Here is an 18,000-nt window from a genome sequence, read left to right as displayed (position 1 = left end):
TAGTTTAAAGAACAAATGTAAGGATATCTTTTATATGAAAAGGCTATGGTTTTTAAACAGAAAAGCAATCAATAAAAAGTATTTTTTATTGATTGCTTTTTGATTATTGCCAGCTGTTTTTTGTTTATCTACAAAACGTTGCTTTGTTTTTTTTGGCGCTCTGACTCCCTAATTCAATAGCTTTAGCGAAATCTTTGCAACAATTCTTTTTGTCTCCAATTTTATTATAGGCCAAACCTCTTAAGTTATAAGCTACATAATCTTTTGGATTTAACTCGAGTGATGAAGAACAATCTGCAATGGTTTCTTTAAAGTTCATTAATTTGTAGTTGACATTAGCTCTTCCGGTGTAAGCATCAGTATTCATGTCGTTTAACTCTAGTGTTTTGTTAAAATCGGCAAGAGCTCCTTTTAAATCATTGAGATTGTATTTTGCCACACCTCTGTTTTGATACGCTTCGACAAATTTAGGATCCATGTTGATTGCTTTTGTATAATCTGCGATGGCGCCTTTTGTGTTGCCGGCTTCGGCTTTTTTCATGGCTTTGTCAAAATAAGCCGTTGAAGATTGTGCCCAGGTCGAGCAGCTGATCATAATAAATGATACCAGTAGTAATTTTTTCATAAACCAATTTGGGATTAGTTAGTAGGTTAATTAATTCTGAGACGAATTTATGAAAGTTTTATTTTGTAAGAGAAATTCTTTTGTGAAAAAATGGTAATTGAATTTAAAATATTAATTCACGAATGTAATCATGGCTTTTTTTAGAATTAAACTGTTATGAAAATGAGTGCCCTAGCCCAGATAGGAGCGGTATCCTTTTTCTTGCTCCTTTAGCAAGGAAAAGATACAAGCGGATAGCTGGATTAGCTCCTAAAAAAAAACTAAACTTTTAAACAACCACGAAAACCTCTTGCTGCATAATAAGATTCGGCACCATTATGATACACAAAAGTTCTGCCGTAGCGAAAATCAGAAAATAAAGCGCCGCCCAGTTTGCGAACTTCCGGAGTTGTGGCAATCCAGCTTGAAGTTTTGGTGTCAAAATTTCCTAATTCCTGTAATGCTCTGTACTGTTCTTCTGTCAGGATTTCGATGCCCATTTCTTCAGCCATATCGATGGCGCTGTTTTTAGGTTTGTGTTCTTTTCTTGAATCCAATGCTTTACGATCGTAACAGAGGCTTCTGCGGCCTTTTGGACTTTCGGCTACGCAATCGAAAAATATATATTCGTTTGAATTTTTGTCATAACCTACAACATCTGGTTCGCCATCGGTTTTTTCCATTTCAAGAAGTGACCAGAGTTTTGCAGGGTTTGCTTCTAATTTCTCCTGAACTTTGTTCCATTCAATACTTTCATGACGGGTTTTATTTTTTTCAAAACGCGTTTTCAGGATGCTGATGATTTCTTCCTGATGTTCTGGTGATAAGTTGTTTTTGCTCATGATGTTTTATTTGTGTGGTTATTTTTGTCTGCGAACCATTTCGTTAATCCAGATTGGGGCGAAAGGTGAGGTGCAGCCTTTTGAAGTTGGATAATCTCTATAAATCCCTAGCTTTTCTCCGATATTAAGAGCACGTTCGCGATATTCAGGATGATTAATTCCGATTTGTGCCAAGGTGCTATTCATGGTCCATTGTACTTCAGGCGCTGCTGCTGGCATCTCTTTTTCTATTCGGTCAAGAAGAGCCGGTATGTCGACTAATTCAGGATTACGTGCTACGCATCCGCTGGTAAGACTCCACGCAGCTCTAGCCTGCATAACATCGGTGCTGTGCATCCATTTTTGACGTAATGTTTCTTTGTCTGCGTATTCTTTTATGACATAGGAATAAAACCAATCGGCGATATGAGTGAATTTTTCTGAAGAAACTATTCTGGCAATTTCGTCATTGGAAAGTTTTTTTGGATCGATAATTAAAGTGGCTAAAAATCGGGCTTCAACATTTCCGGTATCCCAAAGTTCCAGTGCCAGTTCATGATTGATTTTTATCTTTTTGGCTATATTTCTAATATCGCCCATTTTAACACCAAACTGATTATCTCCTGCGCCACGCTTTTTGTTTTGCGCCCGCATTTTTTCGTCGCCAAGAACTTCAAGTTGCACTAATATATCTTTTGTATCCATTTTGATTTCGTTTTGTAATCAGCCTAAATTAATCATTTATTCCTTTTCCGTCAAGAATTTGCGGAATAGCTTTCTCTACTCTTGCTTCGCGGGTTTGGGCTTGTTTTGGTTGAGAAAAATGCAATAAATAACCTCTTTGACGTCCGGGAGTTAAGGCTTCGAAAGCGTTTTTAAGTTCAGAATTTTCGTCTAACTTCTTTTGAAATTCTTCAGAAACGGGAAATTCTGAGGTCTTTTTTAATTCGACTTTCAAACCTGCTTTTTCTATTTCAATGGCTTCGTAGATATAAGCTTTTAAAACGCTTTTTTGCTCGGTAATTTCTTTAAGATTCGTAAATCTAATTTGTCTCGCCGCCTGAACATTCTCAGATTGCTGAATCAGAATTCCTTCCGTATCTTTTAGTAAAGCGCCTTTGAAAAATAAAAAGGCGCAATACTTTTTAAAGTCGTGTATTAAAACAATGTTCTTTTTTTGGTGCATATAACAGGGAGTGCCCCATTTTAGCTCTTCTGTCAATTGACAATCAAGCGCAATCTTTCTTAGTTGTTCCAATTCTTCCTGCCACTTTTTGTCTTTAAAATAAAAATCAACTTTAGGATTCATTTTGATTATTTTTAGATTAAACTGAAACTGTTTTTCTATCCGCAGGTCTAAAATACCAGGAAAGAACACTTAAAACAAGCAATAAAGTTGGACCAAAATAAGCAATAGCTTCGTCGCCTTTGGCAAAGTGTGATATAATAGCACCCGACATCGCGAAGAAGAAACCGGCATAAGCCCATTCTTTTAGTAACGGGAATTTCGGAATTAGTATTGCGATAACGCCTAGTAATTTCCAAACGCCCAGTATAACCAGAAAATAAAGCGGATAGCCTAAATGTGCCATCATATCTACTTCTTCTTTAATTTGTAATATCTGCACGATTCCCGTTGCAGTCATTCCTAATGCCAGCCATAGTGTGGCAACCCAGTATATAATTTTGTTTCTCTTTGACATGATATTTTATTTTAATTTATTTACTATTTCCTGAAGTCTGTTGTGTGCCATATTGATGCCTTGTTTAAACGGAAGCTGCATCATTTGATCTCTTAATGCATTTGATTTATAAACAATTTGCATGGTCAGTTTGCTGGTATTTTCTGTGAGTGCTTCAAATTCCAGAAACTCCAATTGAACTGCAAATGGGGAATTTTCCATTTCGAATGTTCGAGTGATTTTTTGGTTTGGAATGTACTCATGAATAGCGCCATTGATCTGCAGCACCACATTTCCTTTTGCATCGCTGGTTTCAAATTGATAGCCGCCATGTTTTTTATTTTCCAGTTTTAATACTTTGGTTCCCATCCATTGTTCTACAATTCCGGGTTCTATATACGCTTTGAAAAGCAGGGAAACAGGCAAGTCGAAATCTCGGGTAATGACGAGTTCCTGTTTGCCGTCTTCGGCATTTATTTTTGTTTTTAATTCCATAGTGGTTTTAGTTTTCTGGTTTATAGTTTTTCATGATATCTTCAAGTTTGTTGAATCTTTCGTCCCACATTTTTATGAAAGGTTCAATAAATTCCGCTACTTCTCTCATTCTTTCCGCATTTATCGTGTAATGTACTTCACGACCGTTTTGTGTTTGCTGAAGTAATTCACACTCCGTCAGAATTTTTAAATGTTTTGATACGGTTGGTCTTGCGGTGTCAAAATTGGACGCTATCGCTCCGGCTGTCATCGAATGCGAAGTCACCAAAAGTAATATAGCTCTTCTTGTGGGATCGGCTATGGCCTGAAATACATCTCGTCTTAAATTCATTATGAAGTTATTTGGCTACAAATATATATGTAGTTATTTGACTACGCAAATATTTTGAGATATTTTTTTTGTAATTAGTTGCTTTTCAGACTAAAAGTCTTTGTTTTTGCTGGCTTGAAGGGAAAACTGGAAAGGTATAGTAATTGAGAACTTTGAAAAATTAGATCTTTTTCTGATGATTATTTGTGCCTGGAAGTAATAAAATCATGGGTATTTCAAGGATTAATATATATTGTGGAGAAATAAATATTAAAATGCTGAGTCTATATTTTTAAAATCAAATAGAAATGCAGGATTCTTCTAAAATCAACGCTAGATATCGTTGGGTAATATTGAACATTTCATGCATCTTAATTATTTTTTAACGCAGAGAACACAAAGATTTTCGCAGAGTTCACTAGTATTTAAGTTGTGCTTACACAATCAAAGTCCGCAAAGCTTTGTGAACTTTGTGTTTTTACTAAATTTAGAATATTTAAAAAACTTTGCGTTCTCCGTGGTAATTTTTTTCTTTTCCACAGGTTTTAGGGGATCCTGAATCTACCATTTTTCCACATGACCTAAAATAAAAAAGGTTGAGTAAAATAAATTACTCAACCTTTTGTGACCCGACTGGGGCTCGAACCCAGGACCCCATCATTAAAAGTGATGTGCTCTACCAACTGAGCTATCGAGTCATTATTCCATTCTTGAATGGGGGTGCAAAGATAGTAAGTTTTTTTTGGTAATTCCCAATAAATTTAATTAAAAAAGCTTGAGAATAGTTCTTTTTTCTTAACTCGCTGTTTACTAGAAATTTCGAATCGTAGCAAATTCTTTTCTATAGGTACTTGGGGTTTTTCCTGTTATCTGTTTAAAATGCTTGTTGAAATTCACAAAATTCTGATAACCACTTTCATAGCAGACATCTGAAACAGATAGTTTTTCATTTTGCAAAAGTTTGCAGGCATGTCCTGTTCGTAGTTCATTTAAAAAACGGGTAAATGATTTTTGAGCTCTTTTTTTAAAGAAACTGCAAAATGCCGGCGGCGTCATGTGAGCGACAGATGCAATCGTTTCTAATGAAATAGGTTTGGTGAAATTCATCATAATGTATTTATACACCTGATTCATTCTTTCGGTGTCTTTTTCATTATAGGAATGGAAATATCCTAAACCGGCAAGCAACTCATATTCATCAGTATTGAGCATAATATTTACGATCTTAAGAAATTCAATTATTCGTTGAAGCCCTTCCGTCGTTGTCATTTTTTCTAAGTGCTTGGTTATTTTTGTTCTGGTTTTTCCGGTAAAACGCATGCCTCTTTCTGCTTTTTCAAAAAGACTCTTTTTCTTAGATAAATCCTCGGGCTCCGTGCACAGTTTTTCGTAGAAATTAATTGGAAAATAAATCACAATAGCTTCAACAGATTTATTTCTATTGTGTTGATTATTTGGTACATCTTCATACCACATATGAGGCAAATTCGGACTCATTAGTACTAAATCTCCATCAGAAAAATTGGTGATACTGTCTCCAATAATTCTTTTTCCACTGCTTTTTTTAACAAAACTTAATTCGCAAAAATCATGAAAGTGCAAAGTGGCATCAAAGTCATGTTCTTTTACTTTTTTGACACTAACCAAAGACGAATTTTGCTTAGGTAACTCAATTAATATCGCTTTCATCTTGTATTCATAGTTAATGATTAAAACTTAACTTAAACAATATTACACATAATTGTTTTACGGAAACTTAAAATGATTAAAATAGTTTAAGTATTAGTTAAGTTAGTGTAAATAGAGAAAAAGGTTATGGCGTAGTTTTGACTTATGTTTAAATCAGTAATTAATTAAATAAAAATTCGAGGGTAATGGAAACTATATTTTGGAAGAACGACGATGAGCTTTTTGATATTGTACGTAACGAACTTTATACAGCTGTAGTAGGAGATGTTATGGATAAATTAGGTTTGTTAAATCAATTTCTGCCACCGCAAATACAGCCTTTACAGGATGATATGTTCATTATAGGTCGTGCGATGACCGTATTAGAAGCAGATGTTGTTTCAGATTCCAGTAGTAATAATCCAGTTTTGAATAAACCTTTTGGATTGATGTTAGAAGCATTGGATGATTTGAAGAAAAATGAAGTTTACATCTGTACCGGTTCTTCGCCATCTTATGCTTTATGGGGAGAACTGATGGCAACACGTGCACAAATATTAGGCGCAGCCGGTGCAGTTGTAGATGGTTATTCGAGAGATACCAGAGGAATATTAGAATTGAAATTCCCTTCCTTTTCTTATGGGAGATATGCTCAGGACCAGGCGCCGCGTGGAAAAGTAATTGATTTTAGAGTGCCAATAGAAATAAAAGGAGTCCGAATTAATTCGGGAGATATTGTTATTGGTGATATAGATGGTGTTTGTATAGTTCCAAGAGCAGTTGAAGAACAAGTATTCCGTCTTTCAATAGAAAAAGCAAGAGGCGAAAAAATGGTTCAAAAGAAAATATTGGAAGGAATGAGTACTAAAGAAGCTTTTGATAAATATGGCATCATGTAAATTTCTGAAACTGAATTTTTGACTTGTATTTAAGTTTTGTAACAACATCAATTTCACCAAAATGAAAAAAATAACAATAATAACCTTTTTATGCTGGTTTGCTTTTATCTGTCCCGCAGCTGCGCAAACAAAAAGTATTCAAAATTTTGAAGTTCCTTTTCTTACGCCATTTCCTACTGCTATCGCTGGTGTTTCTTCGCCTATAGTATCTTTAAATGGGAGTTGGGATTTTGACATAAAAGAACAAGCTCAAAAAGCAAAAAAGATTCAGGTACCAGGAGAATGGGAAATGCAGGGATACAGCGTAAAAGAAGGACAAACAGCTTTGTATACTAAAAAACTTGCTATTCCCGCCAATTGGAAAGGAAACCAAATCAAAATCAGGTTTGATGCTGTAAGTTCTCATGCTTTGGTTAAAGTAAACGGAAAAACGGTCGGAGAACACGAAGGAAGTTTTGTTCCTTTTGAAGTTGATATCACAAATCAATTAACATATAAAGAAGACATTCTGGAAGTTGAGGTTCAGGCTTTAACCGTTAGTGACCGATTGGCGTGTACTTCTCAATATGCCTGCCATACGGTTGGCGGACTTTTGAGGAAAGTAACTTTATTTGCTGTTGCTCCAATTTATATCGCTTCAGCAAATAACAATACTGTTTTTGATGCTTCTTATACTAACGCTTCTTTGACCATCACGAATGCTGTGGCAAGTACTTCATCAGCTTCTGAAGAGGCGTATTTTCAATTTACTCTTTTTGATGTAACCGGAAAAGTGGTTGCAAAAAAGACCTCAGCAGTAAAAAAAATCACTGCAAATACTACAGCTGATATTGAAACAGTTTTAGAAATAAAATCTCCGAAACATTGGGATCCGGAACACCCTTATTTGTATAAACTGCAAACGGAATTATTTGTCAATAATACTAAGAAACAAACGAACGAGCAAAAAGTAGGATTTCGTCAAATCGTTATTAAAGGAAATCAGTTTTTTGTTAACGGAAAAGCAATCAAATTGCATGGTGTAAACCGTCATTCTGTTCATCCATTAACCGGAAGAAGTATTTCACCGACATTAGACAGAAAAGATGCCGAATTATTTAAAGCAGCCAATTGCAATTATATTCGTACTTCACATTATCCTCCTTCTGAAGAGTTTTTGAATGCAGCAGATGAATTAGGTTTGTTTATAGAAAGTGAAGCATCCTTGACATGGATTCAGCATCATGCATCTCCTATCTGGAAATTGTGGAGTTATACTGATGAAAAATTTCTTCCTTTTATGGTAAGAGCTAATATGGATAATGTATTGGCGGGACGTAATCATCCATCTATTATTATTTGGTCATTAGGAAATGAATCGAGATGGAGTCCGCTTTGGGAAAAAGTAAATAAGATTGTCAAAGAAATGGATCCATCAAGACCTACAAGTTTTCATGATCAGTGTTGGGGAGGTTTTAACAATGCAGGCAGCAAAGCCGATGTAGCCAATTATCATTATCCGGGGATCAATGGACCAAAAGCAACAGACACCATGTCAAGACCAACATTGTTTGGAGAATATGCTCATTTATCGACTTACAACCGTAGAGAATTATTAAGTGATCCGGGTGTTAGAAGTGCTTACAATGAACCGCTTGTACAATTTTATGATTCGATTTACAAACATAAAGGAAATTTAGGCGGCGCAATATGGAGTGGTATTGATGATATTTTTCATATGCCTGACGGAAGAATTGTAGGTTACGGACCATGGGGACCTCTGGATGAGTGGCGCAGACCCAAACCAGAATATTATGGTATGAAAAAGGCCTATTCTCCAATAAGAATTACGAATGTAAATTGGGGAACATTAGCAAAAGGTTTCGTAGAATTAAGTGTGGAGAATCGATTTGATTTTACCTCGTTTAAAGAAATTAGAATTGAAGTAAAAGCAAATGGTAGTTCTAAATTGATTTCTTCTGTTATTCCGGCAAGAGGGGAAGGCATTATTAGAGTTCCTCTGGATAAAAAAACAACAGGATTTTATATTTCGTTTACAAATTCAAATGGGACAATTGTTGACGAAGAACAATATGAGAATAAGATTTTAACTAAATTAGAAGATCGAAAAGTAGCACTTTCATTTTCTGAGAGTGAATCAGCGATCACAGTAAAACAAGGAGAGGTCACTTATTTGATTAATAAAACAACAGGAATCATCACCAATATTACAAAGAACAATGAGACGATAGCAACACAAGGACCGGTTTTTTGTTTTGTTCCGATGAATGATGAAGACGGTGGAAAACCAAATGTGGCCGGTGAAACGTATCAGAATAATATTTACCCAGTAAAAAATTATCCATTGTACACTTTGTTTGCGACAGACCTTACAATCAAACAAACCGAAAAAGGAATTATGGTCGACATGAAAACAGCCTATATTGATGTCAAAGGAAAACAATCGTATTTGTTCACTGCTGACGGAAAATTAGAAACAACCTATGAGGTGGAATATGGTGAAACGGATCAAAGCCCGTATCAATACGGTCTGCTGATGCAATTGCCAAAACAATTTGACCAGTTAAGCTGGAAGCGTAAAGGCGAATTTACAATCTATCCTGAAAATGATATTGCAAGAATTGAAGGAACGACAATGTTAAATGCAAAACATGTAAACGGGGTTGAAGAGCCGGGAGTTGCACCAACTGGAGACTGGAAGGATGATGCTAATGATTTGGGAAGCAATGATTTTCGTTCAACAAAAAGACATATTGAATCGGCACAATTGCAGGATAAAACAGGAAATGCTATAAAAGTACTTTCAGATGGAACGCAAGCCTCAAGAAGCTGGTTGCAGGACGAACAAATACAATGGTTAATTTCTGACTACAGCAATTCGGGATCTGAACCTTTTTACGGAAGTCCGCATAGCAATGGCAGAATAAAAACTAAAAATAAAACGCTAAAAGGAAAATTAACTATTACCATTAATTGAAATGAAAGCACTTCACCTTGTTTTAATTTTTGCTACTATCACTTCTTATACTTTAAATGCGCAGCAATTAACGGATAAGAAAGAAGTAGTTTCTAAACACGAACTTAATTTTGACAAACTCTCCACATCTTGGGATGAAGGGATTCCGCTTGGAAATGGAATGGTCGGAGCCTTGGTATGGCAAAAAGGAAATAATCTGCATTTGTCATTGGATCGGGCTGACTTGTGGGATATGCGGCCAATGAAAGGTTTGCACCGTAAGGAGTTTAGTTATAAATGGGTCGAAGGACAAGTTGAAAAGAAGGATTATGGCATTGTGCAAAAATATTTTGACGAGCCATATGATACCGAACCTGCTCCGAGTAAAATACCAGGTGGCGCATTGGAATTCGAAATTCAAAATTGGGGAGCAGTTTCATCCGTACGTCTATCTCCAAAAGAGGCGATGTGTGAAGTGAAATGGCAAAATGGAATTGTCTTAAAAACATTTGTTCACGCTGTTAAACCAGTTGGATGGTTTCGTTTTGAGAATTTAAAAGAAGATTTCATTCCGCATTTAATTGCACCAAAATATCAGGGAGAAGTTAAGGTGTCCGGAGATCCGGTGGGAGGTGATGATTTAGCACGCTTGGGATATAAGCAAGGTAATGTAAAGCAGACAGCTAATACAATTTCGTATGAGCAGGAAGGATGGGGAGGATTTAAGTACCAGATTAGTGTGACCTGGAAAAAAATAAATAATTCAACTATTGAAGGGGTATGGAGCATTACTTCTCAATATCCGAACACTAAAATAAATCCTGTTGCGGAGAGTGTTGTAAAAAAGACCTTAGAAAGCGGTTATAATACAGATTTGAAAAGTCATATTGCCTGGTGGGAGAAATTCTGGAGCAAATCCAGTATTCAGGTTCCTGATCCTTTATTAGAAAAACAATGGTATTTGGAACAATACAAATTTGGGTCAGCAGCCAGAAGAGGGGCTCCGCCAATTTCGCTGCAAGCCGTCTGGACTGCAGATAATGGACGACTACCACCATGGAAAGGAGATTATCATCATGATTTGAATACGCAGTTGAGCTATTGGCCTTCCTACAGTGGAAATCATTTAGAAGAAGGTATGGGATATATCGATGATCTCGAAAAGAACAAAGCCAACTATAAGCGATATACGAAAATGTATTTTGGGAATGATGGTTTGGCAGTTCCAGGTGTTACAACGCTTGACGGAACTGAAATGGGAGGATGGATACAATATTCTTTTTCTCCTACAGTTTCTGCCTGGCTAGGACATCATTATTATTTGCAATGGCGCTATAGTATGGATCGCAAATTTTTGGAACAAAAAGCGTACCCATGGATTAAGGACGTAGCTAAACATTTGGAACAAACTACAGTAATAGACGAGAAAGGCTTTCGGAAATTACCCATTAGTTCTAGTCCGGAAATGAATGACAATGATATTAGTGCCTGGTTCCATCAGAATACAAATTACGATCTGGCTTTAATGACTTTTACTTTCAAAGCTGCTGCAGAACTGGCAACAGAGCTTGGATTAAAAGAGGAAGCGCTTCATTGGAAAAAAATAGGAGATCAATTTCCAGATTATGCGCGTACCGTAAATAACGAAATGATGGTTACGCCAACAATGCCTTATACAGAATCTCACAGACATTTTTCACATTTGATGGCCATACATCCGTTGGGTCTGATTAAATGGGAAGATGGAGAAAAAGCACAATCGACCATTAAAAATGCGCTCAATCTGGTAGATAAAATTGGACCAGATTACTGGTGTGGTTATTCTTATTCCTGGATGGCGAATCTAAAAGCAAGGGAAAAAGATGGAGAAGGCGCTGCCCACGATCTGGAAATTTTTGCTAAAGCATTTTGTCTTAAAAATAGTTTTCATGTAAACGGAGATCAGACCAAATCAGGCTATTCAAAATTTCAATACAAACCTTTTACACTCGAAGGAAACTTTGCTTTTGCCGCTGGTTTACAGGAAATGTTATTGCAAAGTTATACCGGTTTTATAGAAATCATGCCTGCTGTTCCGGTTTCCTGGAAAGATATTTCTTTTAATACGTTAAGAGCGGAGGGAGCATTTTTAGTTAGCGCTTCAAAGAAAGAGGGTATTATTACAGAAATCAGGATTGTAGCGGAGCAGGGAGGAAAAACCAAATTAAAATTACCGTTTAAAAATTGGAAGATTGAATCAAGTAATCAGGCAAATGCAAAACAACTTTCAGAAGAATTTATAGAACTGCAATTTGATAAAGGAGGTTCGATTATTTTAAAAAATAAAGACACAAGATATTAATAGAAGAAATAGAAAGAGATGAAAATTACAGATGTAAAAGTATGGATGGTTGAAGGTGTTAAATACAACTGGACACTATTAAAAATATATACAGATACTGGACATACCGGTGTTGGAGAAGCTACGAACTGGCCGGGAAGCCCAATTGTTTATCATGCAGCAAAGCATATTGGGGAAAGAATTATTGGTCTTGACCCTATGAAAACTGATTTTATCTGGACAAAGTTGTACCGCGATTTAAACTGGGTAGGGCCAAACGGAGCAAGTTTATGCGCTATTAGCGGAATTGATATGGCCTTGCTTGATTTAAAAGGAAAAGTTTTAGGTACGCCTTGTTATGAATTGCTAGGTGGCGCTTTTAGAAAAGATATTTTATTATATGCCAATTACTGGTTTACAGGTGGCGGTCACAATGCCGAGGATTATGCAAAACAGGCTATAAAAGTTAAAGAAGCAGGATTTACAGGATTAAAATTTGATCCGTTTGCACATACTAATTATTTGTATGGCGAAGATTTGTCTTCGAACCTTACGCTAACTGCAGAACAACAAGATTTAGCTTTTAATGTTAGTAAAGCGGTTCGCGATGCTGTTGGACCTAATTTTGATATTATGATCGAAACGCATGCAATGCTGAATTACAGAGTGGCCGTAAAAATGGCGCAGCGTTTAGCCGAGCTTGATATTACCTGGTATGAAGAACCTGCTGGTCCGGAAAGTGCTGATACCTTAAGAGCAATGAGAGAGCGTATTCCTTCTAGTGTTTCTATCTGTGTGGGAGAAAGGCATTACACCCGACACGGAATTCGTCCGGTTCTTGAAAAGAATATTTGCGATATCATGATGCCGGATATTACGCGTTGTGGAGGCCCGTCTGAAATGAAAAGAATGGCCACTATGATGGAAGCTTATAACGTTTTATTAGCACCACATAATCCTAACGGACCCTTGTCTACATTGGCATCGGCTCATGTCTGTGCTTCTGTTCCTAACTTTTTCCGTCAGGAATTTATGTTCAATGATGTGCCCTGGAGAGATACGGTTATTACACATCCAATAAAAGATATGATTCAAAATGGTCATTTGCATTTAAGTGACAGACCAGGTCTTGGTGTGGATTTAGTGGAAGAAGAAATGGAAAAACATCCCGGAATTGTAGTTCCGAGACCAGGATTTTATGTTTAATTATTTTGAGAATTTAATTTTCAACCACTTTAAAAGCAGTTGTTTATGTCAATTGAATCAATAAAGCGACGTGATTTTTTAAAGCAAACGAGTATTTTTACTGCTGGTTTGCTTGCCATGCAAATGGATGTTTTAGCAGGTTCTTTTGGAACTGATAAATTTGGTGATGGAAATATTTTACTCAATAAAAAAACAGACCCGGATTGGCTAAAATCATTGTACCAACGAGGAACCGTTACCACTTATCTCAAAAGTAAAAATGAGTTAAAATATATTGGTATGCCTGTTGGAGGAATCAACTGCGGTACTGTTTACTTGGGAGGTGATGGTCGTTTGTGGCTCTGGGATATCTTCAATAAAAATCAGGAAGGCATTGAACCAAAACTTGTAGAATGGAATAAAGGTAATGGCGAACAAATTAAATTGCGTCCCCGTGACGGTGCCGCTTATGTATTTCCGGCAACTGAAATTCATCCTTTGGAACAGGGTTTTGGGATAAAACTCAATTATAAAGGAAAAACTATAACAAAACGTTTTCATCAGGAAGATTGGACCGAAATTAAGTTTGAAGCAACTTATCCTGTGGCTGTTGTTCATTATATAGATTCCCATTTTCCCTTAGAAATAAAACTGACAGCATTTTCGCCTTTCATTCCATTAGACGAAGACAACTCCAATATTCCGGTTACCATCCAGTCTTTTGAAATTAAAAATACTGGAAAAGAAGTTGTTGAATTTGAAATAATAGGCTGGTTGGAAAATGCAGCTAATAAATTTTCAGCCACAGCAAGCAACGATGGAAAAAGAGAAAATACGGTGATTACTAAACCTAATCATGTCTCCGTCTTTTCAACCTTTAATCCAAATGATAAAACAAAATTGACGGAAGCAGGAGATTCAGGGTCATTATGTCTGTCATTTATAGGCAAAAATGCCGTTGGTATTTCTTCGTTTAGTCTTCCTTTTTCTGCAGCATCATTTAATTCAAAAGAGGGAAGAGAAGAGAAAAGTACAGTAAATGCAGCTGAAAAAATAATTGCCGGAATCACTGTAACTGAAAAATTAGCACCGGGAAAAACGGCAAAAAAAGAATTTGCTATAAGCTGGCATTTTTCAAATGTTGGAAAACGTATTGATGTGCCAGATGCAAGAACAGGACATTATTATTTAAATAAATTTTCTGATGCTTTGGCTGTCTCTGATTATGTAGCGGATCTGTATCCATTTTTATCGGCACAAACAAAATTATGGAAGAATACCTGGTATAATTCAACTTTGCCGTGGTGGTTTATGGAACGAACTTTTTCTAATATTTCAGCATTAGCTACCACTACTTCGCATCGATTTAAAACAGGTCGCTCATGGGCGTGGGAAGGTGTTGGCGCTTGCGAAGGAAATTGCACGCATGTTTGGCATTACGCGCAGGCAACAGGCAGGATATTTCCGGGGATTGAAAGAGATAATCGTCAGCGAGTTGATCTTGGTATTGCTTTACAAGAAGATGGCGGAATCTGGTTTAGGGCTGAATATGATAAACGTCCTGCTATTGATGGACAAGCAGGCAGAGTTCTGGGATGTTTGCGAGAACATCAGATGAGTGCCGATGATACTTTTTTAAGAACAAACTGGCCAAACATAAAGAAAGCAACTCAATTTTTAATCAACCAGGATAAAAATGGTAATGGCCTTACTGATACTCCAATGGAAAATACATTGGATGCGGTATGGGATGGAGAAATTGCCTGGATTACCGGTTTATCTATTGCAGCAGTAAAAGCTGGCGGTGTGATGGCTTTAGAAATGAATGATACTTCGTTTGCTGAGCAATGCAAAGTATATGCTGAAAAAGGTTCTAAAAACATGGATGAGGTTTTATTCAACGGAGAATATTATATCCATAAGCCTGATGCCATAAAAGGAAGAGAAGGAGTAGGATCTTACAACACTTGTCATATCGATCAGGTTTTGGGACAAAGTTGGGCGTGGCAAGTTGGCTTAGGCCGAATTAATGATAAAGAAAAAACTGCCAGTGCCTTGAAGGCTTTGTGGAAATATAATTTCATGCCGGATGTGGGACCTTATTTAAAAGAACACACGGGCTGGCGTCCTTACGCTTTACCCGGTGAAAGCGGAATGGTCATGAATACCAATCCTAAAAAGGAGGCCAATCCTTATGGGGAATCCGTTACCTGGCAAATGGGGTATTTCCATGAATGCATGACGGGTTTTGAACATCAGGTTGCCAGTCATCTTATGGCGGAAGAAATGACAGATGAAGCACTAATACTTACCAAAGCAGTTCACGATCGCTATCATGCCTACAAACGAAATCCTTTTAATGAGATCGAATGCAGCGATCACTACGGAAGGGCGATGGCGAGCTACGGAACTTTTATTACCGCCTGTGGGTTTGAATATCACGGGCCAAAAAACTTCATTCGATTTGCTCCTAAATGGAATAAAAAAAATTTTGAAGCACCATTTGTTACAGCAAAAGGCTGGGGGGCTTATTCTCAAAAAAATCAAAAAGAGAAACAAATTCATCGGTTTGAAGTAAAATATGGTTCACTTCGTTTACAAAAAATAAACCTGCAAAAAATAAGTGAATTACCAATAGAAAAAGTGATAGCAGCTGTGGGCGGACAAAAAGTAAAACTGAAATACGAACTAAACGGAAATGATATCGTAGTAGAACTTGCAAAGCCATTGAACATTCAAACAAATGAAACATTAATAATTACTATTTAAATATGATTATAATGCTGAAAAGAAATATATTTTTATGGATGGTTTTTGTAATAGTGATGTCTTGCAATCAATCTAAAACAAATGATGCAAAGCAAATAAATAATGTAGATAATAATTGGAAACCCCAATTTGATCAAAAACTTCCATTATTGGGACATCGTAATTGGATTGTGATTGCAGATAAAGCTTTTCCGGAACAAAATGCCGCAGGTATTGAAGTGATTAACACGAACGAAAATCTTTTGCCTGTTTTAAAATATGTTTTGCAACAGGTAAATTCATCCGGACATGTAAAACCGATTGTTTATCAGGATAAGGAGTTACAATTCATTACTGAATCGCAGGCAAAAGGTGTAACATCATTCCGCATAGAATCAGAGAAATTGTTAAGTAAAGAAAAAACAAGTTTAGAATTACAGCCTCAAACCATTCTTCATGATTCCGTTTTTACTAAATTAGACGAAGCATCAAAATTGTTTAAAATAGTGGTATTAAAAACCAATGAAACAATTCCATACACCTCTGTTTTTTTACAACTTGATTGTTCCTATTGGAATGCAGAGAAGGAAAAACAATTGAGAGAAAAGATGAAAAGTCAAAAATAATTAGAAAATAAAGGAAATATGTTTCAGATAGATCTTACAGGAAAAACAGTTGTGATTACTGGCGTTACTACTGGTATCGGAGCCAGTATTGCAAAAATGTTTGCCAAAGCCGGAGCAAATATTTCCGGTTGCGCAACATCGGCAGATGGTGGTGATTTTACAAAAGTTATTTCTGAAACCCCAGAGAAAAAACTGTACACACAATGTGATGTAACCAAGGAAGAAGATTTGCAGAAATTCATTCAAAATACGATGGAAACATTTGGAAGAATTGATGTGCTTGTTTCCAATGCCGGACAAAATGTTTTTGAAGGAGCAGCAAATTGTGATGAAGCACATTGGCAACAAAACATGGAATTAAATTTGGCATCGCATTGGCGATTAACAAAATTATGCAAGCCTCATTTAGAAAAAAATAATGGTGTTATCATCATCATGACGTCAAATCATGCCTATTCAAGTATTCCGGGCTGTTTTCCTTATAATGTGACTAAAACAGCTTTGACCGGATTGGTTCGCAGTTTGGCTATTGAATGGGGACCAACAATAAGAACTGTAGGTATTGCACCGGGATTTATTGATACTCCCGGAAATCAAAAATGGTTTGATTCCTTTCCGGATCCTGAAACAGAACGACAAAGAACAATTGATCTACATCCGGTAAAAAAAATAGGTTCTCCTGAAGAAATTGGTGCCTGGTGTGTATTCCTGTCTAGTGAATACGCCTCGTTTGCCAGCGGCGTTACTTATTTAATAGATGGAGGAAGAACCGCATTAATGCAAGATCAATAAATGGAAACCTGGAAAGCAACCTCATTAAATAATACAAAATTAGTTCTTGGAGAAGGAGCAATCTGGAGTGCCGAACGTAAGCTGTTTTTTTATGTAGATATCGAAGGGCAAAAGGTTGGTTTAGTAGATCCTGTTTCCGGGATGACGAAACAGCGACAACTTCAGGAGAAAGTAGGAACGGTAGTTCCAGCAGAAGACGGTCGACTTATACTCGGTCTTGAAAATTCAATTTCAATATTTGATTTTGATTCAGAAGAATTACAAGAGCTAATAAAGTTGGAACCGGAAATACCGACCAATCGATCTAATGATGGAAAATGTGATGCTGCCGGCAGATTCTGGATCGGAACAATGAACAAAGAAGCAAAGGGAGCTGTTGGAAACTTATATTGTTTTGATGGGAAAGAACTCAAAAAAATGATTCCAAAACGCAAAGTATCCAATGGCATTTGCTGGAGTGCCGATAATACTAAAATGTACTATGTAGATTCATTTGATTACAATATCAAAGCATATGATTTTGATTTAGAATCGGGTGCTATTTCTAATGAAAGGATTGTCGTTGAAATGAAAGAACCAAGTTTTACACCAGACGGCATGACAATAGACGAAGAAGGAATGTTATGGGTAGCCATGTGGGGAGAAGGAACGGTAAATAGATTCAATCCGCTTACGGGTGAATTAGTTGGAAAAGTGGAAATCAATGCTCCGCATGTTAGCTCTTGTGCATTTGGAGGAACTACTATGACACAATTATTAATTACTACGGCAAGCGCAGGATTAACTAATGAGCAGCTAAAACAGTTTCCGGAAAGTGGTACATTATTTTTAGTTGATGTTGGAATTAAAGGAACACAGATGAATCCATTTAAAATCCAAAATAAAATATAAAAG

At 36.6% G+C, this 18,000-nt stretch carries 16 protein-coding genes and 1 tRNA gene; 8 read left to right on the top strand and 9 right to left on the bottom strand.

The features are described from left to right. Positions 1–124: 124 nt before the first annotated feature. The 9 genes from AC3ITQ_RS00450 to AC3ITQ_RS00410 form a co-directional block, all read right to left on the bottom strand. Positions 125–625, bottom strand: coding sequence for a tetratricopeptide repeat protein (locus AC3ITQ_RS00450; protein WP_375033472.1), 501 nt, complete (start codon positions 623–625; stop codon positions 125–127). 260 nt (positions 626–885) lie between these two features. After that, complete coding sequence (locus tag AC3ITQ_RS00445) at positions 886–1,446, bottom strand: DUF4256 domain-containing protein (RefSeq protein WP_489236355.1); 561 nt, start codon at positions 1,444–1,446, stop codon at positions 886–888. Positions 1,447–1,464: 18 nt separating this feature from the next. Next, complete coding sequence (locus AC3ITQ_RS00440) at positions 1,465–2,130, bottom strand: DNA alkylation repair protein (RefSeq protein ID WP_489236354.1); 666 nt, start codon at positions 2,128–2,130, stop codon at positions 1,465–1,467. A gap of 28 nt (positions 2,131–2,158) precedes the next feature. Further along, entirely contained in the window at positions 2,159–2,734 is a 576-nt protein-coding gene (locus tag AC3ITQ_RS00435; RefSeq protein WP_489236353.1) for a YdeI/OmpD-associated family protein, read from the bottom strand. A gap of 16 nt (positions 2,735–2,750) precedes the next feature. Continuing rightward, positions 2,751–3,128 (bottom strand): DoxX family protein, encoded by a 378-nt coding sequence (locus AC3ITQ_RS00430; RefSeq protein WP_489236352.1) that lies wholly within the window; start codon positions 3,126–3,128, stop codon positions 2,751–2,753. A 6-nt stretch (positions 3,129–3,134) separates the two neighbouring features. Further along, positions 3,135–3,602, bottom strand: a complete 468-nt coding sequence (locus tag AC3ITQ_RS00425) for an SRPBCC family protein (protein WP_489236351.1) — start codon at positions 3,600–3,602, stop codon at positions 3,135–3,137. A 7-nt stretch (positions 3,603–3,609) separates the two neighbouring features. Beyond that, a complete protein-coding gene (locus AC3ITQ_RS00420; protein WP_489236350.1) occupies positions 3,610–3,933 on the bottom strand; it encodes an ArsR/SmtB family transcription factor in 324 nt (107 codons plus the stop codon). 604 nt (positions 3,934–4,537) lie between these two features. Further along, positions 4,538–4,610 (bottom strand) — tRNA-Lys (locus tag AC3ITQ_RS00415). A gap of 112 nt (positions 4,611–4,722) precedes the next feature. Further along, entirely contained in the window at positions 4,723–5,601 is an 879-nt protein-coding gene (locus tag AC3ITQ_RS00410; RefSeq protein WP_072974362.1) for an AraC family transcriptional regulator, read from the bottom strand. A gap of 185 nt (positions 5,602–5,786) precedes the next feature. On the opposite strand from AC3ITQ_RS00410, the gene AC3ITQ_RS00405 reads away from it, so the two are divergent. From AC3ITQ_RS00405 to AC3ITQ_RS00370, 8 genes are all read left to right on the top strand, one after another. Continuing rightward, a complete protein-coding gene (locus AC3ITQ_RS00405) occupies positions 5,787–6,479 on the top strand; it encodes an RraA family protein (RefSeq protein WP_194658452.1) in 693 nt (230 codons plus the stop codon). Between the two features lie 61 nt (positions 6,480–6,540). Beyond that, positions 6,541–9,456, top strand: a complete 2,916-nt coding sequence (locus AC3ITQ_RS00400) for a glycoside hydrolase family 2 TIM barrel-domain containing protein (RefSeq protein WP_489236349.1) — start codon at positions 6,541–6,543, stop codon at positions 9,454–9,456. Position 9,457: 1 nt separating this feature from the next. Continuing rightward, a complete protein-coding gene (locus AC3ITQ_RS00395; RefSeq protein WP_489236348.1) occupies positions 9,458–11,776 on the top strand; it encodes a glycosyl hydrolase family 95 catalytic domain-containing protein in 2,319 nt (772 codons plus the stop codon). Positions 11,777–11,794: 18 nt separating this feature from the next. Next, entirely contained in the window at positions 11,795–12,961 is a 1,167-nt protein-coding gene (locus AC3ITQ_RS00390) for a mandelate racemase/muconate lactonizing enzyme family protein (protein ID WP_489236347.1), read from the top strand. A 45-nt stretch (positions 12,962–13,006) separates the two neighbouring features. Continuing rightward, positions 13,007–15,709: a GH116 family glycosyl-hydrolase gene (locus tag AC3ITQ_RS00385; protein ID WP_489236346.1), complete on the top strand. Its 2,703-nt coding sequence runs from the start codon at positions 13,007–13,009 to the stop codon at positions 15,707–15,709. Positions 15,710–15,720: 11 nt separating this feature from the next. Continuing rightward, complete coding sequence (locus AC3ITQ_RS00380) at positions 15,721–16,314, top strand: hypothetical protein (protein WP_489236345.1); 594 nt, start codon at positions 15,721–15,723, stop codon at positions 16,312–16,314. Positions 16,315–16,332: 18 nt separating this feature from the next. Further along, the gene (locus AC3ITQ_RS00375; protein ID WP_489236344.1) at positions 16,333–17,106 is read left to right on the top strand and encodes an SDR family NAD(P)-dependent oxidoreductase; all 774 of its coding nucleotides are present in this window, start codon (positions 16,333–16,335) and stop codon (positions 17,104–17,106) included. Next, positions 17,107–17,997, top strand: a complete 891-nt coding sequence (locus AC3ITQ_RS00370; protein WP_489236342.1) for an SMP-30/gluconolactonase/LRE family protein — start codon at positions 17,107–17,109, stop codon at positions 17,995–17,997. Positions 17,998–18,000 lie beyond the last annotated feature (3 nt).

Source organism: Flavobacterium sp. KH_001 (genome assembly GCF_057840745.1).
The sequence above is the reverse complement of the archived record's forward strand: the minus strand, read 5'-3'. Positions and strand labels throughout refer to the sequence as shown.